The organism is Microbulbifer agarilyticus, assembly GCF_020171345.1.
GTDB classification, from domain to species: Bacteria; Pseudomonadota; Gammaproteobacteria; order Pseudomonadales; family Cellvibrionaceae; genus Microbulbifer; species Microbulbifer agarilyticus_D.
The window spans coordinates 832,790-858,973 of sequence record NZ_JAIUZM010000001.1 but is presented as its reverse complement, the minus strand read 5'-3'; the positions used below and the strand labels follow the sequence as shown (position 1 = coordinate 858,973).

Annotated in this window: 20 protein-coding genes and 1 tRNA gene; 5 read left to right on the top strand and 16 right to left on the bottom strand. The window is 57.6% G+C overall.

The features are described from left to right. Positions 1–976: 976 nt before the first annotated feature. On the bottom strand, positions 977–4,183 hold the full coding sequence (locus LCM31_RS03480) for a DEAD/DEAH box helicase (protein ID WP_224867588.1): 3,207 nt from the start codon (positions 4,181–4,183) through the stop codon (positions 977–979). Positions 4,184–4,418: 235 nt separating this feature from the next. Here LCM31_RS03480 and LCM31_RS03475 point away from each other — a divergent pair, with 235 nt between their 5' ends. Next, positions 4,419–5,681: an MFS transporter gene (locus LCM31_RS03475; protein ID WP_224867586.1), complete on the top strand. Its 1,263-nt coding sequence runs from the start codon at positions 4,419–4,421 to the stop codon at positions 5,679–5,681. Between the two features lie 202 nt (positions 5,682–5,883). Here LCM31_RS03475 and LCM31_RS03470 read toward each other — a convergent pair. The 7 genes from LCM31_RS03470 to rpsU all read right to left on the bottom strand — a co-directional run bounded on the left by LCM31_RS03470 (position 5,884) and on the right by rpsU (position 13,724). Then, positions 5,884–5,960, bottom strand: a tRNA-Ile gene (locus LCM31_RS03470). 100 nt (positions 5,961–6,060) lie between these two features. Then, on the bottom strand, positions 6,061–7,956 hold the full coding sequence (locus LCM31_RS03465) for an autotransporter family protein (protein WP_224867584.1): 1,896 nt from the start codon (positions 7,954–7,956) through the stop codon (positions 6,061–6,063). Between the two features lie 176 nt (positions 7,957–8,132). Next, positions 8,133–8,522, bottom strand: a complete 390-nt coding sequence (locus LCM31_RS03460) for a diacylglycerol kinase (RefSeq protein ID WP_224867582.1) — start codon at positions 8,520–8,522, stop codon at positions 8,133–8,135. Between the two features lie 119 nt (positions 8,523–8,641). Then, the gene (rpoD, locus tag LCM31_RS03455; RefSeq protein WP_224867580.1) at positions 8,642–10,495 is read right to left on the bottom strand and encodes an RNA polymerase sigma factor RpoD; all 1,854 of its coding nucleotides are present in this window, start codon (positions 10,493–10,495) and stop codon (positions 8,642–8,644) included. A 237-nt stretch (positions 10,496–10,732) separates the two neighbouring features. After that, the gene (dnaG, locus tag LCM31_RS03450; RefSeq protein WP_224867578.1) at positions 10,733–12,826 is read right to left on the bottom strand and encodes a DNA primase; all 2,094 of its coding nucleotides are present in this window, start codon (positions 12,824–12,826) and stop codon (positions 10,733–10,735) included. Between the two features lie 29 nt (positions 12,827–12,855). Further along, positions 12,856–13,299: a GatB/YqeY domain-containing protein gene (locus LCM31_RS03445; protein WP_222229519.1), complete on the bottom strand. Its 444-nt coding sequence runs from the start codon at positions 13,297–13,299 to the stop codon at positions 12,856–12,858. 209 nt (positions 13,300–13,508) lie between these two features. Next, positions 13,509–13,724: a 30S ribosomal protein S21 gene (gene rpsU, locus LCM31_RS03440; RefSeq protein WP_010133379.1), complete on the bottom strand. Its 216-nt coding sequence runs from the start codon at positions 13,722–13,724 to the stop codon at positions 13,509–13,511. A gap of 463 nt (positions 13,725–14,187) precedes the next feature. Between rpsU and tsaD the strand changes: the two genes are divergently transcribed. From tsaD to folK, 3 genes are read left to right on the top strand one after another with little or no spacing between them, the layout of a single operon-like run. Further along, positions 14,188–15,228 (top strand): tRNA (adenosine(37)-N6)-threonylcarbamoyltransferase complex transferase subunit TsaD, encoded by a 1,041-nt coding sequence (tsaD, locus tag LCM31_RS03435; RefSeq protein WP_224867576.1) that lies wholly within the window; start codon positions 14,188–14,190, stop codon positions 15,226–15,228. 44 nt (positions 15,229–15,272) lie between these two features. Beyond that, positions 15,273–15,641 (top strand): dihydroneopterin aldolase, encoded by a 369-nt coding sequence (folB, locus tag LCM31_RS03430; protein WP_224867574.1) that lies wholly within the window; start codon positions 15,273–15,275, stop codon positions 15,639–15,641. 3 nt (positions 15,642–15,644) lie between these two features. Then, positions 15,645–16,142, top strand: a complete 498-nt coding sequence (gene folK / locus LCM31_RS03425) for a 2-amino-4-hydroxy-6-hydroxymethyldihydropteridine diphosphokinase (RefSeq protein ID WP_224867572.1) — start codon at positions 15,645–15,647, stop codon at positions 16,140–16,142. Here folK and LCM31_RS03420 read toward each other — a convergent pair. The 6 genes from LCM31_RS03420 to LCM31_RS03395 form a co-directional block, all read right to left on the bottom strand. Then, a complete protein-coding gene (locus LCM31_RS03420) occupies positions 16,123–17,235 on the bottom strand; it encodes a type 1 glutamine amidotransferase domain-containing protein (protein WP_224867570.1) in 1,113 nt (370 codons plus the stop codon). The two genes, folK and LCM31_RS03420, sit on opposite strands and share 20 nt — an antisense overlap. A gap of 91 nt (positions 17,236–17,326) precedes the next feature. After that, complete coding sequence (locus LCM31_RS03415) at positions 17,327–18,592, bottom strand: sensor histidine kinase (protein ID WP_224867568.1); 1,266 nt, start codon at positions 18,590–18,592, stop codon at positions 17,327–17,329. Continuing rightward, positions 18,582–19,307, bottom strand: a complete 726-nt coding sequence (locus LCM31_RS03410) for a response regulator transcription factor (protein WP_224867566.1) — start codon at positions 19,305–19,307, stop codon at positions 18,582–18,584. Before LCM31_RS03410 ends, LCM31_RS03415 begins: the two co-directional genes overlap by 11 nt. 208 nt (positions 19,308–19,515) lie before the next feature. After that, entirely contained in the window at positions 19,516–20,091 is a 576-nt protein-coding gene (locus LCM31_RS03405; RefSeq protein WP_224867564.1) for a phosphoribosyltransferase, read from the bottom strand. A gap of 34 nt (positions 20,092–20,125) precedes the next feature. Continuing rightward, the gene (locus LCM31_RS03400; RefSeq protein WP_224867562.1) at positions 20,126–20,851 is read right to left on the bottom strand and encodes a pteridine reductase; all 726 of its coding nucleotides are present in this window, start codon (positions 20,849–20,851) and stop codon (positions 20,126–20,128) included. A gap of 51 nt (positions 20,852–20,902) precedes the next feature. Next, positions 20,903–22,135 carry a multifunctional CCA addition/repair protein gene (locus tag LCM31_RS03395; protein ID WP_224867560.1) on the bottom strand — a complete coding sequence of 411 codons (1,233 nt, stop codon included), beginning with the start codon at positions 22,133–22,135 and terminating at the stop codon, positions 20,903–20,905. Between the two features lie 532 nt (positions 22,136–22,667). Here LCM31_RS03395 and LCM31_RS03390 point away from each other — a divergent pair. Continuing rightward, entirely contained in the window at positions 22,668–23,231 is a 564-nt protein-coding gene (locus LCM31_RS03390; RefSeq protein ID WP_224867558.1) for a response regulator, read from the top strand. Positions 23,232–23,258: 27 nt separating this feature from the next. Here the strand turns inward: LCM31_RS03390 and LCM31_RS03385 are convergent, their stop codons facing one another. Both LCM31_RS03385 and LCM31_RS03380 read right to left on the bottom strand, forming a co-directional pair. Further along, the gene (locus LCM31_RS03385) at positions 23,259–24,821 is read right to left on the bottom strand and encodes a SpoVR family protein (protein WP_224867556.1); all 1,563 of its coding nucleotides are present in this window, start codon (positions 24,819–24,821) and stop codon (positions 23,259–23,261) included. Then, the gene (locus LCM31_RS03380) at positions 24,821–26,101 is read right to left on the bottom strand and encodes a YeaH/YhbH family protein (RefSeq protein WP_224867555.1); all 1,281 of its coding nucleotides are present in this window, start codon (positions 26,099–26,101) and stop codon (positions 24,821–24,823) included. Before LCM31_RS03380 ends, LCM31_RS03385 begins: the two co-directional genes overlap by 1 nt. Positions 26,102–26,184 lie beyond the last annotated feature (83 nt).

The window sequence follows — 26,184 nt, the reverse complement described above, 5'->3', positions numbered from 1 at the left end:
TTTTGGCGGCTTCCAATTAACTGCTTCGCAATTGAGATTTCAAAAAGAAAAGGCCACGGATCGATTGCAATCCGCGGCCTTTTTTCTATCTGCCAGTTGCTCAAACTTCCGCTGGAGCGGCTAAGGCGCAAATGCTCAGTTATTACCGAGCACGAAACAGCGTTCCAATTCTTTTGGATATCGCAGGCTCAAATTATCGCTGTTCTTACTCAGCTTGGTTTGTGACTGAGGTTGCGTCTTGGTGTCTTTCTGCCGTGTGGCGAGAAAGGCTGATTTACTTTGGTTGTGGGGTTTTAGCGGCAAGTGCGTATTCATTTGGAAACCTCTACTGCATATACGCTGCGGTGAATGCCTTTGCTGCTTTCGCGGTCGTTCTCTCGTGAGCGTGTTGACCAGGGAAAAGATACGGAAAGTCTGCGCGGCCACGTTTTAACTGTAGTGTAAAAAACGAGGGGCCAGCCGCCACATGCCCAATGTGCGCACAAATGCCATTTTCCCTGAGACTCACCGCAAGTTCTCGTCGCCTGAAAGCAGGTTCACCGATTTACCAGCGATCGCTCGAGTATTGATATAGCTCTCGACAATCACCGCGAAAGTTGTATTTGATTATCGCCATGGTGACTTTGGGTCTATTCTTAGTCTTAGTTTCGCGAATACACGACGAACAGATTAAGAAAGAGCGAGAGCAAAAATGAAAAATTCCACGACACCCTTGTTACTTAAAGAGTTACCTGCAGCCGCTGAGACCGAGTGCAACGTTGAACGCAACTTTGAATGCAACTTTGAATGCAACTACGGCAACAACTATTACGGTGATCAGGTATGTATCTTGAAAAAGTAGTGGCGGACTGGGTAACGGGTATTCTGCTGCGGGCACTGGAGACGCAGCTGCAAAGTTTGGACAAGGATGATAGCCTGTAAATGGCACTCAGTAATTTGCGTGCCGTTTTTCCGGCTTAATTTACCCGGCCTGATTTTACGAAAGTAACCCCAACAGTTCTTCGCCACTTTTTGGCAGCTGCTCAGCCTGCGTGGCATCAAACAGGGCATCTGCAAGCGCTTGCTTGTGTTGCTGCATTTTCTGGATGCGTTCCTCTACCGTGTCGGCCGCAATGAGCTTGTACACAAACACCGGTTTGTCCTGACCGATGCGGTGGGCGCGGTCTGTAGCCTGGTTTTCTACCGCGGGATTCCACCAGGGATCCATATGGATCACTACATCCGCTGCGGTCAGGTTTAGTCCGGAACCTCCAGCCTTGAGGCTGATTAAAAATACCCGCACGTTACCATTTTGAAAACGATCTATTGCTTGCTGGCGGTTGCGAGTCTGGCCGGTAAGTTTCGCGTATTCGACCTGTTGTTCGTCGAGCTGTTGCTCGATCAGTTTTAGCACCTGGGTAAACTGGGAGAAGATCAGAATACTGCGGCCTTCTTCCAGCAACTGCGGCAGGTTCTCTTCCAGCCAGTTGAGCTTGGCACTTTCCTGAATACCCGCCGCCATTTCCAGCTTGACCAGTCGAGGGTCGATGCAGGTCTGGCGAAGTTTTAGCAGGGCATCGAGAAACTCGATCTGGCTTTTTCCGAGCCCCTGGCTTGCGACCAGATCGCGGATACGCTTTTCCATACTGATGCGCACACTTTCATACAGGCTACGCTGCTTACTCCCCAGTTCCACATACTGCATGGATTCCGTTTTCGGCGGCAGGTCGGCGACCACTTCGGATTTTGTGCGCCGCAGCATAAACGGGCGTACCTTGCGGGCGAGTTCTTGTTGCCGCTCGTGGTCGCCATGATTTTCGATGGGATTGCGGTAAGCCTGCTGGAATGCCTTGGCGCCACCGAGCAATCCGGGCAGGGCAAAATCCATCAGTGCCCAGAGTTCGCCGAGGTGGTTTTCCAGCGGCGTGCCGGACAGGCACAGGCGGGTGGCACTACGGATACGGCGCACATGCTCGGCAACCTTGGTGTTGGGGTTTTTGATGGCCTGGGCTTCGTCCAGCACCAGCAGGCTAAATGCATGGTCTCGGTAGTGTTCGTAATCGCGGGCCAGCAGGGGGTAGGTAGTGATGACCAGATCGCTGTGTGCGACCTGGGTAAAAGCGCCTTCACGGTGGGGGCCGTGAATCAGAGTTACCTGTAACTCCGGGGTAAACTTCGCCGCTTCATGTACCCAGTTGCCGGTGAGGCTGGTTGGGGCGATGACCAGTGCCGGCACGGTGAGGCTACCGCTTTCCTTCATGTGCTGGATCAGTGCCAGGGTTTGCAGGGTCTTACCAAGCCCCATGTCGTCCGCAAGGATACCTCCGAAACCGTAGCCCTGCAGGAATGCCAGCCAGTTCAGGCCATCGTGCTGATAGGGCCGCAGCGTTGCATGCAGATGTTGTGGCTTGGGTATATTGGGCAGCCCGGAAAAGTCCCGCAGGGTTTCTTTTAGCTGGTGAATGTTCGGCGCGTGCGCGTCGTCCAGTTTGTCGATATCCGCGAACTGCACTGCCTGGAAGGCGGGCAGCGGGATGGGTTTATCCAGCTTTTTTTCCTTCAGTAAATCGAACAGCAGGCTGCGAATACTTTGCAATGGCCGCGTATTTACGCTCACCCAGTCACCATCGACAATCAGGCTCAGTTCATTCGGTGCGTCCTGTTCCAGCCATTGCTCCACCAAATCGACGATGGGCCACTGTTGCCCGTTGGGCAGTGTCAGGTCCAGCCCCATATCAAACCAGTTGTTGTCGCGATCGGTTAGTTCGATGGCGATGTCAGCGCGGGCGATATCAAACCGGTAGCTGCTGTCGGTTTCGATTGCCCAGCCCAGTTTCCGCCATTCGGGTAGTTGTTCCCGCAGTAGTGCACTCCAGCGTTGGAAAATTTTCTCAGGCCTGGTGGCATCCAGTATCCAGACTTCTTCCTGGCCACCAAGGTTTTCCTGAATCAGGTAGAGGCCCTGCTCGTGTATTCGATCGCGGCAGCGCTGCTCTTCCTCCTCGTCGCGAATAATCCGTATGTAGTCGCCATCCTGCTCCTGGGTAATTTCCGGGCCCGCATAGTGCCGGCTGTAGCTGGGGGCAAGGGCAAAGCCGCCGTAGTCGAAGTGCAGCTTCAGGGCCGGGAGCTTGTAGTGGTCGAAGTCACACCCGACCAGGGTGATGTGCGGGGTAAAGGTGCGCACTACAGTGAGCGAGGGCTCTACCGGCAGTGGCAATTGTTCCAATGGCACGCGCTGGCGTAGCTCCACGGACATCAGGCCGATGTCGCTCGCGGGTACCGCGGGCATCGCCAGCAGGTGTAGTAATTGGGAGGTTGGCAGCGGTGTGGCGATATCGCCGATACATGCGCGCTCTGTATCCAGATAGCAGGGCGGGTTGGTCGAAATTATGTGCCAGTTACCCTGGTCCAGCCCGTCGAGACGCGCGCTCAGTTGCAGCTTGCCATCGTGCTCTGGCTGCCACGTCCACTGCAGTGCACGGGCCGGCCCCTGCTGAATACGCTCTTCTTCGAAATAAAAGCGTTTGCTGTCGAGCAGGTAGGGCAGGGCGCGGCGGCCGGGCTCGCCAGAGAGTTCGAGCCTGCCACTGGCGCTAACACGGGGTAGCAACTGCAGGATGGTGACGTCTTCGTCCAGCAGGTGGCTGGGGCGGTTCCAGCCAAGGCGGTTGGTTTCCTGGGTGAAATAGCGCAACTGGCTCCAGCTGCCGTCTTTCTTCAGGTAGCCTTTCTTGGTGGATAACTGCAGCTGCCCCTGGGTGTTCTGTTCCAGTACATACAACAAGTAGTGCTGGCCGTGTTCGAGTGGCTGCACCTCGGTGCGCGGCGCGCCGGGCAGGTCGGACAGCCACTGCTGCCACGCGGGTGTACCCGCTTTGGCTGTGGCGCTTTCACTATTGGTACGGCCCTCTACCGTATTTACCTGCTGTTCCTTGTTCAGCAGTTCCAGCGCAACGGCGACCGCATGTTTGCAATTGAGTGCCACCGGGCAGGAGCAGAGCCCTACCAAACGGCCGCGCTCCACATCCAGCTCCACCCGGTAAACAAAACGCGCCGAGCCTTTGACGCGACCGCGGTAGATTTCGGCGTCCTGGTCCCAGTAGGCTTCCTGTACCCGCCCGCGATGGAAATAATCTTCTCCGCGCTCGAATGTACGCGGGTCCACCATATTGCGAACGTTATTGAGGGTGAAGCGGACCAAATCGGGCTCTCCGGGACGGTTTTTTCTGCCGGTACTTAGGGTTAAACCTGCCACTTTAGCATGAGTTACCGGTGCGCAGGTTGGATGCGGCGCAGTCCGACGTAAACCTCTGTGGCGATCGTGCTTGTGACGATAGTGTTTGTGATATTGGCTTTGGTATATTCGGCGCGGTTTAGCGGAAGGATTTTTTGTCGCCAAGGTGTGGCGCAGTAGCCGTGTAGGGAAGTACTTGTGTATGAATGATGTAACCGAACAGACGGCGCAGGCGGACGACGGATCCGCGCATGCCCCCTTGCAACTGAGTGAGCGTGAACAACGCGGTAATATCTGGCGATTAACCATCGCCCAGGCCCTGGCGGGAGCCAACTCGGTGGTGGCCTATGCCACCGGCGCGATCGTCGGTGCCGAGCTGGCACCGGTATCCTGGCTGGCAACCTTGCCCCTGTCGGTCTTTGTGGTGGGCATGGCGCTGTGCATTTTGCCGGTGGGTGCGATTGCCGGGCGCTACGGGCGACGCGCAGCATTCCTGTTGGGCGCCGGTGCCGGTGTGCTGGCGGGTTTGCTCGGCACCTATGCAATCCTGGTTGGCGGTGTCACCGGTTTCTGGCTGTTCTGTGGCTCGACAATGTTTGGTGGGGCCTACGCGGCGGTTGTCTTGCAATTCCGCTTTGCCGCGGCGGATGCGGTAGCGCCCAGCCGCAAGGCGCGGGCTTTATCCATGGTGATGGCGGGCGGCGTTGCCGCCGGTGTCGTAGGCCCACAGCTGGTGACCTGGACCATGGATTTATGGGCCGAGCACGTATTTGCCGTTACCTTCCTAGCGCAGGCGCTGGTCGCGGCGCTGTCGGCTATCATCCTGTTCGGTGTGCGTTTGCCCATGCCGTCTGCAAGTGCCGCCAGCGGTGGCCGGCCCCTCTCACTAATCGCGCGCCAGCCACGCTTTATTGCCGCCGCCGCGTGTGGGGCCATCTCCTACACGCTAATGAATTTCTTGATGACCGCGGCCCCGCTTGCCATGCACATGCATGGGCATTCCACGGAATCCTCCAACCTGGGACTGCAGTGGCATGTCATCGCCATGTTTGGCCCGAGCTTTTTTACCGGCGGCTTGATCGCGCGTTTTGGTGCCGAGCGGGTGATGATGGTGGGCCTGCTGCTGATTGGTGTCTCCGCCGCCGTGGGGCTGGCCGGCGTCGAGGTGATGCACTTCTGGGGAACGCTGGTTTTGCTGGGGCTGGGGTGGAACTTCGGCTTTCTCGGCGCCTCGACGCTGGTACTCGAATGCCACAGCGATAGTGAGAAAACCCGTGTGCAATCCCTCAACGACTTTATTGTGTTCGGGCTGATGGCGCTGGGCTCTTTTGCCTCAGGCGGACTGCTCAGCGCCTACGGTTGGAATGCCGTACTGTGGGTGTCGTTTGCGCCCTTGCTGGTGACCGTGGTTGCGCTGGGGGTATTAATTTTGCGCAGAAAACCTGAAGTGATTCAGGCCGCTTGATGTGGCTGAATTTTTTGCAGAGAGTTTCGCTGCTGCAATGCAAAATCTGCGCTGAAGCCGTAATGTTATTTAGGAATTAAGAGACGGGAATAAAGTAAAAATGGTGGGCCTTCCGGAACTTGGATTCAGGGCCTGCCCGACTTTCAGGTTGAAAGGTGAGTCGGCATCCGACGGGTTCGGAGAGTTGAGCTTGAGGCGAATATGGTGGGCCTTCCGGGACTTGAACCCAGGACCTGCCGATTATGAGTCGGATGCTCTAACCAACTGAGCTAAAGGCCCCCACAGGCGTTCGCAGGGACCTGCGAACGGGTTGGCAAAGTACTCGATTTTCTTCGTTAAATCAACGCTCTGAGGCAGTTTCCCCATGCTGCCCCGATTCTTACCATGCCCAGTTGAAGCCGAGGCTGGCGTTGCCCCCGGACCAGTTCAGGCCGTCCAGTGAGGTCTGGTAGCCTACGTTAATAAAGGCGCTGCCGTACTGGCTCTCCAGTAGCACTGCACCAGCGCCAAACTCACCCCAGGTGGCCTCGCGCTCAAGATCGGTTTGCTGATCCAGGTTGTACACCAACTGGTCGTTGCCGCCGAGGGTGTGCCAGAGGTTGCCGAACAGGTAGAGCCGCAAGTTACCATCGAACCACTGGCTGTCGACGTTGTAACCGCGGATGCCGGCGCGAAAATTGGCTTCCGGGGTCTTGTCCGTATCCACCCAAGAAATACCGTCCTCGTAGGCTGAGAAGTTGGTGTAATTCACTACCGCCTGCAGTTGCGGCTCCAGGTTCAGCGATTCGCTGACCTGCCAGGTTAAGCCCTTTTCCATGGAGAGGGTGAGCTGTGGGCCGGTGACGGTGTCGCCGATGCCGCGTGTGGACTGGCTGTGCATTTTCACGTAGGCGACTTTGGCGGTGAAGTCGAAATAGCCCATGTTGGGTCGGTAGTCGTTGAAGTAGTAGCCGAGGTGGTGGCTGGTGAGCTGGTTGCGCCCGGCGTCGTAGTTGTTGAAGCCGCGGGCAAAGCCCGTGACATCGCCGTTGGTGCGGGTACTGCCGACAAAAAGCCCCATTTCCCGTGCGCCGCCGGTACAGGTGGGACCCGCCCAGAAATTCTTACCCACCTGAAAGCCGGAGATGTTGCCGTCGAAACGGTTATCCACGTCGCCATGCCAGTTGTAGTCGGCGCGGGTGTGGTGCACGCGCGCCCACTCCTGGTTAATCCCGTCAAACCAGCTGCGCTGTTCGCCTCGCCGTTTGTGATAGCTGCCGATCTCTTGCAGGGAGGTTAGGCGCGCGAGGGATTTTGCCTGAGCGTACAGCGGTATTTCGGGGCGGTAGAGGGGCAGAGGCTTGGTGATTGTGTTGGCAGCGGCAAGATTCAGTAGGGGGGCAGCGGCAGGGGAGGCGCCGGTTTCGATGCCCGCTGTGCCGGAACTCGTTACCTGGTTGAGGCCATTTGATTCGTCGCGCCCGGCATCACCGGGAAGCAGGTTGGAGCGCAGAAACCAGTTGTCGTTGTCTTCGGGATTGCGGGCGCCGCGAAACAGAAAATACTCGTAGGGCCCGGCGGATATGGGGCTGTCCATGTAAAACGCGCCACTGGCGGTGGTGGCGCCATTGGTGGCTTCCACGACGAGAATACCATCGATGGTATCCGCGCCGTTGCCGGAAAAGCGCTCGAAAACCAGCTGCGTGCTGCCACTGGCGTGGCCGCTATTCACGATGAGGCGGTCGGCGAGGCTGTCGTCATCACCGGCGATCATATCCATGTGGATGATACCAGTGCCGCTGTAATCGCCCTGTACAAGTAGTTGATTGGCGGTGCTGCCACGCATATCGATGACGCCGTGGTTGACCAAGCTGAGGCGCTGGTCGCGGTAGGGAGTGATAGCGGCGCCCAGGTGTGGCAAAGCGAGGGTGCTGTCACTGCCGATGCGCAGCCGGCCCGGGTGGCCGCCGTCATCGCCGAGGACTAGTGTGGTGTCGAGGGTCAGGCGGCTGGCGCCGTCGAGCACTATAGACTCCCAGCGCTGCAGGCGGGCGGGGTTGCTGATAACGACATCGCGCAGGGTCAGGGTGTCGAAACCGTTGCCGCCATCGATCAGCAGTGCGTTGTTGCCCGCGGCGCGGTCATCGGCTTCGAGAATGTATTGATTGTCGCCGTCGTCTAACTGGATTTGGGCGTATGCACTATGTGGCAGGAGCGGGAGTATTGTGAGAAGCGGTGTCAGCAATACCGCCGCTGTGCCCGCGCCAACATCGCGGGTCACCCGAGAATACAGCATGGTTCCATCCCTGAACTTATTGCTGGGCGCAAATCCGTTGCGCTTTATTTAGGGGGTACCAATTAGGTACGTCAGTGCAGGGAGTTTAGGTCGGGGCGGGTAGGATTGCCGGGCCGAGCGCCCGGCGGTCACGAATTTTGTCGGGCTAATTCGCTCGGTCATCCATTGGCAATAGCTCAGCCAAGCCAGCGCGGCAGCAGGATACAGGCCCAGGTGCTGACCCACAGCAGTAGGGATATGGAAACCGCGGCGGAGCCCGTGTCTTTGGCAATTTTCGACAGCGGGTGCTTTTCCGGGCCAATCCTATCGACCACGGCCTCCACTGCGCTGTTCATCAGCTCGACGATCATCACCAGCAGGGTGACGCCGATCAGCAGGGCGCGCTCGACGCCGGATTCACCGAGCCACAGGGCGGCGGGGATCAGGATAATCGAGAGAGAGACTTCCTGGCGAAAAGCCGCTTCGTTGCGCCAGGTGGCGAGCAGTCCTTGACGGGAATACTCGGTGGCGGCGATAAGGCGGGAGATACCGGTTTTTCCGGGTTTGTTCACAAACTGCTCTTCCATTGTTTTTCTGTTGCTCCGTTGCCGTGGATGTTCATCCGTTTGTAATAAAATCGTGGCGCACAAAAAAGCCCGGCGAGCCGGGCTTTTTCAAGTATGGACAACATTTCCGTGATGGAAAGTTACTCGTCCAAGAAGCTGCGCAGGTGCTCGGAGCGCGAAGGATGGCGCAGTTTGCGCAGTGCCTTGGCTTCGATCTGACGGATACGCTCACGGGTAACGTCGAACTGCTTGCCCACTTCCTCGAGGGTGTGGTCGGTGTTCATATCGATACCAAAGCGCATGCGCAGTACCTTCGCTTCCCGCGCGGTCAAGCCGCCTAGCACAGAGCGGGTTGCATCGTGCAGGCCTGTTGAGGTCGCGGTGTCCACCGGGGAAGACTGGTTCTGGTCTTCGATAAAGTCGCCCAGATGGGAGTCTTCATCATCACCGATCGGCGTTTCCATGGAGATCGGCTCTTTGGCGATCTTCAGGACTTTACGCACCTTGTCTTCCGGCATATCCATGCGCTCGCCCAGCTCTTCCGGAGTTGGCTCGCGGCCCATCTCCTGTAGCATCTGACGGCTGATACGATTGAGCTTGTTAATGGTCTCAATCATATGCACCGGAATACGGATGGTGCGCGCCTGGTCGGCAATGGAGCGAGTGATCGCCTGGCGAATCCACCAGGTTGCATAGGTGGAGAACTTGTAACCGCGACGGTATTCGAACTTGTCTACCGCCTTCATCAGGCCGATGTTGCCTTCCTGGATCAGGTCCAGGAACTGCAGGCCGCGGTTGGTGTATTTCTTTGCGATAGAAATAACCAGACGCAGGTTGGCCTCAACCATTTCTTTCTTGGCGCGGCGAGAGCGAGCCTCACCGATGGACATGCGGCGGTTGATCTCTTTGATCTGGCCAACGTCCAGTTGCGCCTTGTCCTGAGCGTGTTGCAACTTGCGCTGCGCACGCTGGATTTCTTCGGATACCTGGCGCAGCGCGTCGGAGTAGTCGCGCTTCTTCTTGATGACCGCCGGAATCCAATCTTCATTGGTCTCGTTGCCGGGGAATTCCTTGATAAAGGTTTTGCGCGGCATGCGGGCACGCTTGATGCACAGGTTCATCACCAGACGCTCCTGAGCGCGCACTTCGTCGAGAATATCGCGGACTGCGGTGTACAGCGGATCGAACTGGCGCGGGGCCAGTTTGAAGAAGCGGAATACTTCGCCCACGGCTTCCAGGGCGGCGCCGGCTTCTTTGGAGTCGCGGCCGTGCTTTTTGATTGCGGCGTCAGCTTTCTTCTGCGCGGCGATCAGCGCGTTCATGCGCTCGGCGAGTTCTTCCGGGTCGATACCACCGGGGTTCTCTTCTTCTTCCTCTTCCTCGGAGTCGTCGTCGGAATCGTCGTCGCCGTCCTCGGATTTGGCTTGCGCAGCCTGACCAGCCTGGGCACCCGGAGGTACGTCTTCGGCAGGGTCGAGCCAGCCGGCGATCACGTCGGGGACGCGGCGCTCTTCTTTCTCGATCAGCGCGTACTCGTCGATGATGTGCTGCACGGCACCCGGCCAGTAGGCGAGGGCGGCCATCAGTTCACGCAGGCCTTCTTCGATACGCTTGGCGATGGCGATTTCGCCTTCGCGGGTAAGCAGTTCCACGGTGCCCATCTCACGCATATACATGCGCACTGGGTCGGTGGTACGGCCTACATCGGATTCTACGGCGGCGAGTGCAGCGGCGGCTTCGGCGGCGGCGATTTCATCAGCGGAGCTGTCGCCTTCGGCCATCAACAGTTCTTCGGCATCTGGTGCTTGTTCAAACACCTTGATGCCCATGTCGTTGATCATGCCGATGATGTCTTCCACCTGATCGGGATCAGAGATGTCTTCTGGCAGGTGGTCATTCACTTCCGCATAGGTGAGATAGCCCTGCTCTTTACCGCGGGCAATCAGTTCTCGAATGCGGGAGGTGGTTTTTTGCTGTTGGGTTTTGTCGGTCATGCACAACCCTGAATTCTGGGGATTGATAGTCTGGACTTTTGTCTGGACAAAGACGCGGGATTATAGCGTATTTGCGATAGCAATAACCACTATGACTGTCAAGGCAGATGGTGTGGTTCAGGGTGTCCGAGCGCGCTTGTCTTTGGTTTCCCGCCGGCTACTGGCGGCGGGCCTGTGTATATGGTGTTGGCAGCGGGGAATTCAAGGGGGGAAGACTGAAAACCTTTAGCGGCGGTGTCAGTCTTGTTTGCGGCGAAATTGTGCCAATAGTGCCAGCTGGTCGGCGCTTAGCTGGTTGCCGTTGCTCTTTAGTTGGTCCAGCAGGCCCCTTTTACGCTCGCGTTCGGCGGCGAGATCCAGGGTGCGCAGGCAATCGCTGAATTCGGTGTTCGGGTCGTATTCCATCGCCTGGCCCTGGCTGCCGACGATGGGGTGGCTCATGGCGAGGCGCGGCAATAGCTCACGGGCTTCCTTGCTTTCCAGGTTCAGCAGGCGGCCGAACAACTGGTTACTGTTGAGGCCGGGATTTTTGTGTAAAACCTGCAGAATTTCGCCGAACAGCTGCAAATCGGCGTCGTTGCTGGCGCTAAATCGACTACTGTCCTCGATCGTCTCTGCCAGCTGCGGATGGTGCAGCAGCAGTGCGATCAGCATGCGTTCGGCGGGCAGGCGGTACTGCCCGCTGCGGCGGCGCGGGCCGCCCTGGGCGGCCGGGGTTTCTTCCGGGTGGTCTTGAGGGCCCTGAGGTATTCCGCTTTCGTCGTAGTCGGGCGGTGGCCCGTCGTAAGCCTCTGCGGGCGGCGCTTCGTCACCGTAAGGTGGAGCTGCTTCGCTGGCAGGGGGGGGCGCCCAGGATGCTGTCGAGGGCGCCGCAGAGTGGGCCGTAGAGGGGCCGGCAGCAGACTTGGCTGCTGGCTTAGGCGCCGGTTTGGGTTCAGGCTGCGACTGGCGGGTGAGTTCCGCGCTGCGGGCTTTTTCCGCGGCGATAATCTCTTCCAGCATGTCCTGTTCGAGGCCGGTGCGTCGCGCCAGTTGCTGGAACATCAGCTGGCGGTAAACGCCGGCGGGCAGCCGGTCGAGCAGGGGGGCGGCTGCCTTCGACAGGCGCGCGCGGCCATCCATGGTCTGGATGTTGATGCCTTCGCCGAGCAGGTCGAACAGGAAGTCTTCCAGTGGTCGGCCCTGTTCGTCGATCAATTGATCGAAGCGTTCACCGCCAATCTGGCGCACCAGGGTGTCCGGATCCTCCCCTTCCGGCAGCAGCAGGAAGCGCAGGCTGCGGCCGTCCTGCATGTGCGGCAGGCCGGCTTCCAGTGCCCGGCGGGCAGCGGTGCGGCCGGCCTGGTCGCCGTCAAAACAGAACACGACTTCCTGGGTGTGGCGGAACGCCAGTTGGATATGGTCTTCACCACAGGCCGTGCCGAGGGTGGCCACGGCGCAGCGGATGTCGAACTGGGCCAGCGCAACCACATCCATATAGCCTTCCACCACAATCAGGCGCTTGAGCTCGCGGTTGGCTTGGCGGGCCTCCCAGAGGCCGTAGAGTTCACGTCCCTTATGGAAAATCGGGGTTTCCGGTGAATTCAGGTATTTTGGTTTGTCGTCCCCCAGCACCCGGCCGCCGAAGGCGATGGTGCGCCCGCGCTGGTCGCGGATCGGAAACATGATGCGGTTGCGAAAGCGGTCGTAATGATGGCGCTTGGCAGGTTCGGATTTGCCTGCCCCTTGATGATTTGAGCGGCCGTCACTGTCCTGGCGGCGGATCGCCAGCCCGGCAAGTTCCAGTTGGACGGCTTTCTCCGAGCTGGTGCCCAGCTGGTTCAGCAGGTTATCCCACCCGGGCGGCGCCAGGCCGATGCCGAATTCCTTGCAGATCGCGCCGGAAAGCCCGCGATTCTTCAGGTAGGTGATGGCGGGTGTGGAGACCTTGTGGTCCCGCAGTTTCTCGCGATAGAACTCCGCGGCCTTTTCGGTGAGCTGATAGAGCGACTGGCTTTCCTGCTGGCGCTTGAGCTGGCCGGCATCGAGCTTTTCCCGCGGAACTTCCAAGCCCAGGCTGGCGGCGAGCTTTTCCACCGCCTCCGGGAACGGCAGGCGGTCGTACTCCATCAGGAAGCCAACGGCATTGCCGCTGGCCCCGCAGCCGAAGCAGTAGTAGAACTGTTTGTCCGGGCTTACGGTAAAAGATGGGGTTTTTTCATCGTGAAATGGGCAGCAGGCGGAATAGTTCTTCCCTGTCTTGCGCAGCTTAACGCGGCTATCGACGACCGGAACGATGTCGGCGCGGGCCAACAGGTCGTCGATAAAATACTGCGGGATTTTGCCTGCCATAGGTCGTTAATCTAACTGCTTGGCAGCCGTTAGAAGGATGCCTTCACAAGCTTGCTGACTGCGCCCATGTCGGCGCGGCCCTGTACCTGCGGCTTCACCAGTGCCATCACCTTGCCCATGTCGGCCATGCTGGCGGCACCGGTTTCTTTGACTGCTGCGGCTACGATTTCCTGAATCTCCGCCTCGCTCAGCTGCTCCGGCAGGAAGTCCTGGATTACGTTGATTTCCTGCTGCTCCACTTCGGCAAGCTCCGGGCGGCCGGCCTTTTCATACTGGGCGATGGAGTCGCGGCGCTGCTTGGTCATTTTGTCCAGCAGGGCCAGGATGCGAGCGTCGTCCAGCTCGATACGCTCATCCACTTCTACGCGCTTAATCTCTGCATTGATCAGGCGCAGGGTCGCCAGACGTGCCTTTTCGCGGGCCTTCATGGCGTCTTTGGTAGCGGTAGCGAGAGTTTCCTTGAGTGTGCTCATTGGGCGTTGTCCGGTTCTGGTTGCGGAAGATGGTAATAAGGCGGCTAAGCATAGCGCCTAGGGCGGAGCGGCTGAAGAGTCAGGCTTCGATAAATAAGCGCAAGAAATAGAAAACGGCGCGCGAGTGACCTCGGGCGCCGTTTCAGATCGCGAACTGCGTTCGCGTCAGCGTGCTGTGAGCGAGAGACCGGGCTCAGGCCCGGCAAAACTCAGTAGAGACGCTGGAACTTGCGGTTTTCGCGCTGCATTTTCTTGGCGTGGCGCTTAACAGCAGCCGCAGCCTTGCGCTTGCGAACAGAAGTTGGCTTCTCGTAAAACTCGCGACGACGTACTTCGGAGAGTACACCGGCTTTTTCGCAGGAGCGCTTGAAGCGGCGCAGAGCGATGTCAAATGGCTCGTTGTCTTTGATGCGTACTGAGGGCATTAGATTACCTGTAAAATTCGTTTCTCTCGGCCAGAATCCCTAAAGCAATACTTACTAGTAATACTACTGGTAACGCGCACAGGGACTGGCGGGGCCTATCCGGCAAAATGTCTATCTCGCAGATACAAGCCGGAGGCCGGTTCACAGCGAGGGCGCAAATTCTATACAGATGATTTGGCCTTCGCAAGCCTTGTGGATGCAATCGCGCCAACCCGGTGCCAGCCGGTGCCACACGGGCGTTGCGACTGGATAGACGGTTTCTGCGCTGGCTCAGTTACACCCTACCCGGGCCGGTAAATATAGCCGCCCTCACCAAAGGGGGCTGACTTCGGTGCAGTGCGGCGGATTTCTGGCCCACGTGAGAGTATGATAGCGCCCCCGCGCGGGGGTTAACGCCGGTAGTTTGACCGGTTTTAATGCTTTTTTCGGATAATTTGTCACTATTAAAGGAAAGTCGGGCACTGTGCGAGTACTCGGAATAGAAACGTCCTGCGATGAAACCGGAGTCGCCCTGTACGACAGCGAACAGGGGCTGCTTGGTCACACGCTCTACAGTCAGGTAAAACTGCACGCAGATTACGGTGGTGTGGTGCCCGAGCTTGCCAGTCGCGACCATGTGCGCAAGTTGCTGCCACTGGTGCGCGAAGTGATGGCGCAGAGCAATACGCGCGCCGAAGACATCGATGGTGTGGCCTATACCGCGGGTCCGGGCCTGATTGGCGCGCTGATGGTGGGCGCCTGCGCTGGTCGCGCCATTGCCTACGGCTGGGATGTACCGGCGATCGGTGTACACCATATGGAAGGGCATTTGTTAGCCCCGATGCTGGAGGAAAACCCGCCGGCATTCCCGTTTGTGGCACTGCTGGTGTCCGGCGGCCATACCCAGCTGGTAGACGTGCAGGGATTGGGGCAATACGAGTTGCTGGGTGAATCCCTCGACGACGCCGCCGGTGAGGCCTTCGACAAGGCGGCCAAAATGCTGGACTTGGATTACCCGGGTGGCCCGCGCCTCGCGGCGTTGGCGGAAAAGGGTGACCCGCTGCGCTTTACCTTCCCGCGCCCGATGACTGATCGCCCGGGGCTCGACTTCAGCTTCTCTGGCCTGAAAACGTTCACCCTTACCACCGTGCAAAAACATGCGCTGGAAGATGGTTTGCCGGATGAGCAGACCTGTGCGGATATTGCCGCCGCCTTCCAAGAGGCGGTGGTGGATACACTGGTGATCAAATGCCGCCGTGCGCTTAAACAGGCGAAGCGCAAGACTCTGGTGATTGCCGGCGGGGTTTCTGCAAATACCCTGTTACGTCAACGGTTGGAAGCGCGGCTCGCGGAAGACGGCTGCAGTGTGTATTACCCGCGCCAGGAATTCTGTACCGACAACGGCGCGATGATCGCTTATGCCGGTTGCCTGCGCCTGCATGCCGGGCAGCGCGCCGATCTCGAAATCGAAGTGCGCCCGCGCTGGCCGCTGACCGAATTGACCGGTGCGCTCGGTTCCCGTTAGCGGGCAAGCGCAGAATAAAAAGTAGAAATGAAAGGAGACGAGCGTTGGATATCGTTTACATCCGTGATTTGAAAGTCGAAACCATTATTGGCATTTACGACTGGGAGCGGGAAGTGCGCCAGACCGTGAGTCTCGATATCGAGATGGCGTTCGATATTCGTGAGGCCGCACGCACGGACAATATCGAACACACCCTGAATTACAAAGCCGTTGCCAAGCGCCTGATCGCGTTTATCGAAGGCAGCGAGTTTCTGCTGGTGGAAACCATGGCGGAACAGGCCGCCAAGATTGTGCGTAACGAATTCAATGTGAGCTGGCTGCGACTACGTCTTTCCAAGCCGGGCGCCGTGCGCGGCGCGCGCGATGTAGGCGTCATCATAGAACGTGGTAAAAAACAGGCTGTGGAGGTCTGATCAATGGCAATCGTCTACCTGAGTCTCGGTAGTAACATTGACCGTGAAAAACACCTGTGTGCCGCAATGGACGCATTGGTGGAAGCCTTTGGTGACCTGAAGATGTCCCAGGTTTACGAAAGCGAAGCGGTGGGCTTCGAGGGCGATAATTTTTACAATTTGGTTGCGGCGATCGATACGGATTTATCGGTCGGCGAGCTGGCCCTGCGCCTGCGCGATATCGAAGATGCCAACGGCCGTGTGCGCAGTGGGCCGAAGTTCAGCGCGCGAACACTGGATATCGATATTCTTACCTATGATGAACTCACCGGTGAGATAGATGGTATCGCATTGCCGCGCGATGAAATTCTCAAGAATGCCTTTGTGTTGCTGCCGCTATCAGAAGTGGCTCCTCAAGCGGCGCATCCTGTCGTTGGAAAAACCTATCAAGAGCTCTGGGAAGGTTACGATCAAACCTCCCAGAAACTCTGGCCCGTGCCTTTCAGCTGGCCGGAAGTCTAGAATCGGTGGTGCGGTGCTTGGCGCTCGCCAGCAGCCGCACGATATCCAGAAACTTTTTCATCTCTCCCTTCATGGCCGCAACAAGGCCATGCATGGCCAGCAAGCGTCGGTCGATTGCTTCTCCGTTACCACCTGCGTGCTGCATAAAATTCTGCAGCGTTTCACTGGCAGCATCATGGCCTTTATTTTCATAAGCCAATAGTATTTCCACAGTTTTTTCTGTTTCAGTGATTTTACGTGGCACAGGCGCATAGCCCAACGCACGCACCATGGCCTCAGTGACGTTCCATGATGACCAGGGGTTTTGACCGGTAACCAGGCCGTTATCGATCGTCACCTGATTGAGATAAAGCGGGCCTTTCTCAAGCACGGCGCCATTTTCGCGCAGGCGGGTTTCCAGCAGGAAAGGGAAGACTTGCTCGGCATCCGGAATCAGGAACAGCTCTTCTTCGTTGGTAAAGCTGGTGATGCGACGCCCGTCGAGAAATGAAGCGCCGGTATCGAGCGTGATATCCGCCAGTGCGGCAGGACCGTGGCAGACTGCTCCGATCACGCCGTCGTTCTTGTGCAGTGCGATGACCAGGTTCTGGATCGCCGGATTGCCGGGAAAATCAAACATCGCGCCTTTACCGCCGGCAAAGAAGATACCTTCATACTGGTCCGCGACGACATTTTCCAGGGGAATACTGTTGCGCAGTTTTTTCATCGCGCCGTTATCGTTGAGGAAGGCATACTCGAAGGGCCCCATATCATCCTTGTCCATTATCGCGGGTGGTTCGCCGCCCTGTGGGCTGGCGATGTCCACGACAAAGCCATTGGCGCTAAAGACATAGTAGGGACGCGCTAGTTCGGTGAATTCATAGCCGGTTTTTTTGCCCGTGTTGCCGAACTCGGCGGCGCTGCTCACGACGACGAGAATACGTCCGCGCTCTTTTTCAGTGGGGATCTGCTTGAGGTAAGGAACGTCTGCGGGCGTGGTGCGCGCCAGCGCGTCGTGATCGGGGGCTGGGGGTATCAGGCTCTTTAGCCAGAAGGCGGTGCCGAACAAAATTGCGGCGGTGCAAAGGATGGTTGCCAGTATCTTTTTAAGCATGGTGGATCTCCTTGTAGGTAGTAGGGAGATCTTGCCCGGCACAAGGTGAAGGGCGAGTGAAATAAGCGGACTAACTTGATTTCGCCAGGCGTTACCGGTCTGCGTTATCAGACACAGGTATTGCGGAGAGCGAAAACCTGCCGTTTTCGCACGTAGACGAAAAGCGCCAGCCCAGTGCGGAAAAAATTCTGCTGGCCAGATAGAGCCCCTGCCCAAAGCCCTCACTGTTCGGCCCACGTGTGCCGGCGTTAAACAGCGATGCAGTGCTGAACTCCTTCAGAACGGGGTTTTCGAAAATGAGTGCGCCGTCCTCGTGGCGAATCTCCAGCGCCGGTTGCGACGCGTGCTGGATGGCATTATCGAAGAGGATATCAAGCAGCGATGCTGCAAGGTGTGGATGCCCTACTACTGGTAGGGTGTCCGGTAGTTTTACATCGAGTTGGAAGTCGGGGTGCATGACAATCTCGCGGCGAGCAAGCAGGCGTTCTTCCACAAGCGGGCGCAGGTCGAAACTGGAGTGTTCGAAGGATTCGGATCGTGCCAGTGCCAGCAGTGTACTGACGGTTCTGTTCATGGTCGCCAGTATGTCGCTAAGCTCGCGAGACTCTTCCACACCCAGGCCTTGGTTGCGCGCAAGGGCCAGGGTGTTGCTGGCGATGGCTAGGTTGGTGCGCAGTTCGTGGCTGACATCGTGGGTGAATTCCGCCTCTCTCTGCCGCGCCTGTTTGAGCTCGTGCATGTTGCGCTGGAGGGTGCGTGCGAGAAAGCCGATCTCGTCGTGGCGACTGCTGGTGCTTAGCGCCAGCGGCGACTGGTTTGTCGCCTGCAGCTCAACTTCCCGGGCAAGGTTGAGGATGGGGCGAATCGCGGAGGTTACGAGCCGGTAGGCGAGCCACAGTGCAAGAACTGTGGTGAGCAGAAAGGCAGCCAATGGCAGCCAGATCAGGCGCCCCGACTGGCTGGAAACGGTGAGTAGATTGCCAACCTCGGCGGCCAGTATTGCACTGGTGTCGGGGGAAAGTTCACGCAAGTGAAAATGCTGGCGCCCTTCGACAAAGTATTCGGCTCTGCGTTGCTCACCAGCTAGTGCGGTCAGGAATTCTGGTGGGGTATCGGCAGGTGAAGTGTACAGGGTAAACATCGGCAGCCGCGGGCTGGGCAGGGTGCCGTCATCATGGAGCGACTGCTCGATGTAACGCGCTTCTTCATTGATCAGGTTGTCGAGCAGCTGGTCCTCGATCACGTAGGCGGTGAGTAGCCCAATACCGGAGTAAATCAGGCAGAGCAGCAGGGTAAAGCCACCGAACAGGGTGAAGACTTTACGTTGCAGATTACTGCGGGGTGTTTCAGCTTGCACGGGGTAACTCCAGCTGGAAGCCGATACTGCTGATGGTGCGCAGCATGGGTTCGGGAAACGGTCGGTCCAGCTGACGCCGCAGACTGTAGATGTGTGATTTCAGGGCGTCGCTGTCGGGTGGGTTGTCGCCCCATATGCGATGCACAATTTCTCCGCGGCTGAGTGGTTCGGGGTAGGCGCAGGCGAGCTCCCAGAGGATATTGAAGGCAATGGTGGTGAGCTTGAGGGTTTGCCCGTCTCTCGCTGCTTCGCGGCGGCGCCGGTGGACGTGCAGAGGGCCGATACTCATTTCGTCATTGCGGTGCAGTTCCCAGCGTCGCGCCAGGGCGCGGCAGCGCAGGGCCAGTTCGCGTGGGTCGAACGGTTTGCACAGGTAGTCATCTGCGCCGGAGTCAAACCCCTCTGCCTTGTCGGTAAAGGCATCTCGCGCGGTTAGCATAAGAATTGGGGCAGAAAACTGGGCTTTCTCGCGCAGTTGTCGACAGACTTCAAGGCCGTCGATGTCCGGCAGATTGAGGTCCAGCAGGATCAGGTCGTAGATCTCCTGCAGTGCCAGTTGCAGGCCGAGTTGCCCGTTGCCAGCAAAGTCCACATGCCAGCCATGCCCTTCCAGAAATTGACCGGTCTGACGGGCGAGGGTGGGGTTATCTTCAACCAAGAGGATCTTGAGGGTGTTCACCGGCAGTGCCTGTCCACGTGTTAGATGAGTAGACATTGTGACAAGCTGCCGGTGAATTTGCAGTGAAATTTGGCAGATCGACGAGCGGAGGGCTAGGGAAGCGAGAGCCTTGGCCTATTACTTAGTTCAGGCTTACCGGTGCTTCTTAGACCAACGGCACATGTTTATAGCCGTTTCCGGCTGCACGGCTAACCCGCAGTGATCGATAGTGACAGAAGTCCTGTAATGGTTTTCTTGTGAGTGACTAGTCGCTTTTCTTTAGCGCGCGCAGTTTGTCTTCGTGCTTACGTAGCTCCTGTTTGTTTTCGAGAATCTCATCCATGCTCAGGCCTTTCAATTCATGGGGGAATACTAGCCACTTGTCGGTTTCGTGCAGGTAGTAGTCTGGTTCCATGTTGGTCTGATTGCGGCTGGGTTTGAAGTAGGGGCAGGCAACACGGATTTCCGGGGTGTTTTTCTTCGCCGCCTTGCGCATGTCGCTGATGGCTTGCTGAATGCTCAGTCCAGTATCGTAAACGTCGTCGACGATCAGCATTTTTTCATGGGATTCCACCTGTTTGATCAGGTAGGTGAGGCCGTGCACTTTGACTTCTTTCTGGCGCTGGTTAACGCCGCTGTAAGAGGAGGTGCGAATGGCGATGTGGTCCGCGTGGAAGCCGAGGAAATCAAACATTTCCTGTACTGCGATGCCGATGGGTGCACCGCCGCGCCAAACCCCTACGATGTAGTCTGGCTGGAAGCCGCTTTCTACGACCTTCAGGGCCAACGTGTAAGAATCGTCCAGCAGGGACTGGGCGGAAATATATTGCTTTTCGCTCACTGCGTTACCTCAAGCTTTAAGAGAAATAGTGGCATTACATATTCAGGCTGCGGCCACCGTCGACCGCGATAATCTGGCCGGTGACATAGGGTGCGTCACAGGCAAGGAAGCGTACAGTGCGGGCGATGTCCGATGGGTCACCGCTACGCTGCATGGGGATACGCTCCAGTATCTGCTCCTTGTTATAGCCTTCGCTGACCTGTTCCGGCCACAGAATCGCACCGGGCGCCACGGCATTGACCCGAACCCGCGGCGCCAGCTCGCGGGCCAGGCTCTTGGTCATCATTACCAGCCCCGCCTTGGCCGCACTGTAGATGGTGTGGCTGGGCATGGGTTTGTCTGCGTGAATATCGGCAAGGTTGACGATACTGCCGTTGGCATCCGCCAGGGCCGGAGTCAGGGCCTGGCTGAGAAAAAACGGGGCTTTCAGGTTGCTGCCCATCAGTTCGCCCCACTGCTGCTCGCTGGCACTGCCAATGGGGGTGGGATAGAAGGCGGAAGCGTTGTTCACCAGCACGGATACTTCGCCGAAGCAGGCCAGGGCGGACTCGGCCAGCTGCTGGCAATCGTCGGCGCCGGCGAGCTCGCTCTGTACTGCGGCCGCGGAGCCGGGGCGGCGCTGATTCAGGGTCTCCACTAATGCCTGTGCCGCCTGACTGGAGTGACGGTAATGCACAATGACCCGATGATCGCGGTGGAGTTCTTCGGCAATTGCGCGCCCGAGACGCGCGGCGGCGCCGGTGATCAGAGCTGTGGCCATTGTTGGTTTTCCGTCGGCTATTGGAATACTTGGAGGTGGCGCGCTTGCCCGTTAGTCCTGAGCGGGCGCCCCGTAGGTGCTTTTCAATTTGGTCAGAGCTTGCAGTCGTGCCCGATCCAGTGCTTTACCGAGCTCTGCGCCGGCGAAGCCCTGCGCGATAAGCGCTTGCGGGTCTACCTGTGCGGCGGCATCGCGTGCGGCGCGCAGGTAGTCGACTTGCGGGTATTCGCGGTCTTCCAGCCCCAGGCGGCCGCGGGCGTCTGCCTCGCAACTTTCCAGAAACTGTTCGAAACGCTCCGGCTTGCGCAGCGCATCGAGCGCGCGCAGTAATTTCAGCAGCGTCTGTGGGCGCAGCTCAAACACTTTATGGCTGTGCAAATGGTATTCGCACACGCCGAGTGAAAGCGCGGTAATTGGATTTGGTACGCGCAGGCGCTTGCACACGGCTTTTACCAGCGGTAGGCCGGCCGCTTCGTGGCCGCGGTGGCTGGGCAGAACCTCCAGTGGGGTAACGCCTTTGCCCAGGTCGTGCACCAGTACCGCAAAACGCACCGGAAGCTCCGGTGGCGCCTGGCGCAATGCGCGCAGCACATGGTCGCCCGTGTCAATTTCCGGGTGATGCAGCGGTGTCTGCGGGATGCCAAACAGGCAATCCACTTCCGGCAGTAGTACCTTGAGGGCGCCGCATTCCCGCAGCGTGCTGATAAAAATATCCGGCCGCGGCTCGGTGAGTGCGCGACTCACCTCTTTCCATACCCGCTCTGCAACCAGGTGCTCCACCTCTCCTGCCGCCACCATGGTGCGCATCAGCGTCATGGTCTCATCGGCGATGGTGAAGCCCAGCGGTGCGTAGCGTGCGGCAAAACGGGCCACACGCAATATACGCAGGGGGTCTTCACTAAAGGCCGGTGATACATGGCGCAGTGTGCGCGCTTCCAGGTCGGCGCGGCCGCCATAAGGATCGATGATGGCGCCATCATTGGTTTCTGCCATGGCGTTGACGGTGAGGTCGCGCCGCTGCAGGTCCTGTTCCAGGGTGACGTCAGGGCTGGCAAATACGGTGAAACCGCCGTAGCCGTGGCCGCTTTTGCGCTCGGTCCGGGCCAGTGCGTATTCCTCTCCGGTATCCGGGTGCAGGAAAACCGGGAAGTCTTTGCCCACCGGGCGGAAGTCGCGGTTGCGCATGTCGTTTTCGGTGGCGCCGACTACCACCCAGTCGCGTTCGTGTACCGGGCGTTGCAGGAGTTTGTCGCGGACGGCACCGCCGACCAGATAGATCTTCATCACGTGAAACCCAGCGCCAAGGGCCGCGCAGCGCCAGCGGAGTGAGCGGTAACCAACAAAATGTGAGAAAAGGCGAAAATTGCCATAAATACCGCTGTACCTGAGATAAATCGCGCCAAAAAACGCATGTACCCAGATAAATATTAGGAAAATGCAGGATCGGGAAGATAAAAAAAAGGCCCCGAAAAAACAAGGGGGCCCAGGGTCTTAGGGTATTCGTGAAGAGAGAATCCCAACAAGCTCGCGTGCGCGAAAGAGTTCAGCCGGACACTAGATAGCAGCATTTTCGTGACAAAAGGCTGCAGGATCAGGCTGGATAGCGCGTGTAATGCCGACATATTACGTCGACGTCAACATGGCGCCCATTTTATTTAACCTGTCATAACTGTCAACCGTGGCTTTCAAACTTTAATTGAGGGAAATGTCGGTTGGTTCGTTAAACATATATAGGCATAGAATTAACGCCTGTATTTTTGGTTTAATTCAGCACAATTAATAACAAGATGCGCGATTCGTGGGGGAAAGTAATAAAATGAGCGAAGTGCATGTACTTACGACCGGGGAAGCCGCCCGGTATTGCGGGGTCAATTTCCGTACCGTTATCCGCTGGATTGAGCGTGGGCAGCTCAAAGCGTACAAGCTCCCGGGACGCGGTGATCACCGCATTTGCGTGGAAGACTTCGTAAGCTTCCTGCGGGATAACGCCATGCCGGTACCGGCAGAGCTGGGTGCCGCTACACGCAAAGTGCTGCTGGTGTCGGATTCCCCGGAGATGATTGCGGGTCGCCAGTTGTTGCAACAGGCTGGCTGTGAAGTGGATCTAGCGAGCGATTCCTTTAGCGCGGGCACCATGCTGGCCAGTGGTAAGCCGGCAATGCTGGTGCTGGACAGCAATCTGGAGGGGGTGAACGGCTTTCAGGTATTGGATATGCTGCGCTCGCGCAGTGAGTTTTCGTCCCTGAGTGTGGTGTTGGTTGCGCCACAAGACGAAGCTAACCCTCAGCGCTGGTTGGATGCCGGTGCCGATGCGGTGGTTGCTGCCAGTTGCGACCGCAACGAGTTGGTAGGGCGTATCAACCTGCTGTTGGACGCCTGATCGACTAGTCTGGATGCCTCGCCGATATCAGATCGGCTTTGGCACCAGCATGGACTCTTCGATTTCCGATCGGTCTCTTCCCTGCTCTGGGCAATGATAACTCGCGGTGATTTCATCGCCGTTGAAGCTTTGCAGATGCACGTCGAACCCCCACAGGCGATGCAAATGCTTGAGTACCTCGAATGTGTCTTTACCCAGAGGTCGGCGCTGATGCTGGGTGTGATGCAGGGTGATGGATCGGTCGCCACGGGTGTCGACGGAGTACACCTGAATGTTTGGCTCGCGATTGCCCAGATTGTATTGCCCGGCAAGTTTCGCTCTTAGCTCCCGATAGCCATCCTCATTGTGGATGGCGCCCACCTCAATTTCCTTCTCGCGATCGTCATCGGAAATACAGAACAACTTCATGTCCCGCATTACTTTGGGTGACAGGAACTGCAGGATAAAACTTTCGTCCTTGAAGTCGCGCATCGCGAATTGCAGGGTTTCTTTCCAATTGCTGCCGGCGATGTCCGGGAACCAGGCCCGATCTTCGTCGGTGGGGTTTTCACAGATGCGGCGCAGGTCGGTAAAAATACTGAAGCCGAGAGCGTAAGGATTGATACCGTTGTAGTAGGGGCTGTCGTAGGGTGGCTGGTAGATCACACTGGTGTGGCTGCTCAGGAACTCCATCATAAAGCCATCAGTGACCTTACCCTTAGCGTGCAACTCGTTAAGTAATGTGTAGTGCCAGAAGGTTGCCCAGCCTTCGTTCATTACCTGGGTCTGACGCTGTGGGTAAAAGTACTGCGCCATTTTGCGCACAATACGTATCAGTTCGCGCTGCCAGTTTTCCAGTAGCGGTGCATTTTTTTCGATAAAATAGAGCAGGTTTTCCTGCGGTTCTTCGGGAAAACGCTGTACCGTCGCTTCTTCTTCACCGCCCCCCAGCTTGGGGATGGTCCGCCACAGGTCATTTAGCTGGCGTTGCCGATACTCTTCGCGTTCTTTCTGGCGGCGCTCTTCTTCATGGGCGGAAATGGGATAGGGGCGCTTGTAGCGATCGACGCCGTAATTCATCAGCGCGTGACAGCTGTCTAGTAGCGCCTCGACTTCATCCACGCCATAGCGTTCTTCGCAGCGGGCAATATAGTTTTTTGCAAACAGCAGGTAATCGATGATACTGCTGGCATCGGTCCAGGTGCGGAACAGGTAATTGCCCTTGAAGAAAGAGTTGTGCCCGTAGCTGGCGTGTGCGATGACCAGCGCCTGCATGGTCATGGTGTTCTCTTCCATCAGGTAGGCGATACACGGATTGGAATTAATTACAATCTCGTAGGCTAGGCCCATACGTCCGCGCTGGTAGTTGTTCTCCACGCTGATGAACTGCTTGCCGAAGGACCAATGGTTGTAACCCACCGGCATGCCCACAGATGAATACGCATCCATCATTTGCTCGGAACTGATTACCTCAATCTGATTGGGGTAAGTATCCAGGCCAAACTCTTTGGCCAGCAGCGCGATTTCCCGGTCGTACTCCTGAATGAGTTCGAACGTCCACTCGGAAGTGGTGGAGATGGGCTGCTTATCGTTGAGTCCTGTATCAAGCATCAGACGGCAACCTTCTGGGTAAATAGCTGGCGGAATACCGGGTAGATATCGCCGACATCAATGATTTGCTCCATGGCAAAGTGCTCAGGGAACACCTCCGCCACACTCTGGTACTCATCCCACAGGGCCTGGTGATCCCGCGGGGTAATTTCCACATAGGAGTAGTACTGCACGTGGGGCATGATGTCGTCGATCAGAATTTTGTGGCAGGTACTGGAGTCGTCGTTCCAGTTATCGCCATCGGAGGCCTGGGCGCCGTAAATGTTCCACTCGCTGGCCGGGTAGCGTTCACGCATGATGTTACGCATCATTTTTAGCGCGCTGGATACGATGGTGCCACCGGTTTCGCGGGAGTAGAAAAACTCCTGTTCGTCCACTTCCTTGGCGCTGGTGTGGTGACGAATAAACACAATCTCGGTGTATTCATAGCTGCGCTGCAGGAACAGGTAGAGCAACAAGAAAAACCGCTTGGCCATATCCTTGGTGGCCTGGTTCATGGAACCGGACACATCCATCAGGCAGAACATCACCGCCTTGGAGCTGGGGCGCGGCTGCTTTACCAGCAGGTTGTACTTGAGGTCGAAATCGTCAAGGAACGGGATGCGACTCACGCGGCCGCGTAAGTCTTCAATCTTTGCGCGCAGCTCATCCAGCTTGCGCTGATCGCGCAGGGCTATATCCTTTTCTTCCTCTGCCAGCAACTCCTGTTCCAGCAGTTTAAGATTGCGACGCTTGCCGCCGCTCAGGGCAATGCGGCGCGCATTTGCCGCGCGCATGGAACGCACGACATTCAGCCGTCCCGGGCTACCCTCATTGCAAATACCTGCGCGCACGACGTGAAAGGCATCATTGCCGGCAAGTTTCCGTTTCACCATGTTCGGCAGCTCGAGACCTTCAAACATAAATTCGAGGAATTCGTCTTGCGAAATCTGGAATGCGAACTCATCCATTCCCTCGCCACTGTCACTGGCGCCACTGCCGCCACTTCCCTGCCCTTGCCCCTGTCCGGGGCGCGGAATCCGGTCACCGGTGACGAACTCCTTGTTTCCCGGCAAAACCTGCTCCATATGGCCGCCTCGGCCATTGGAAAAAATTGGTTCATTGAGGTCGCGGGTGGGGATGCTGATCTTTTCACCTTTACCCAAGTCGGTGATCGATCGGCTGTTCATGGCTTCGCCGACGGCTTTCTTGATGTGTGCTTTGTAACGCCGTAAGAAACGCTGGCGATTTACGGTGCTTTTCTTTTTGCCATTCAGGCGACGGTCGATGATGTAGCTCATAGTACTGCCTTATATTGCTGACCCAAGCCACTGCCAATTCGGCGATGCGCCAAGCAATCAATACCAACTGCGCTGCTCACGGA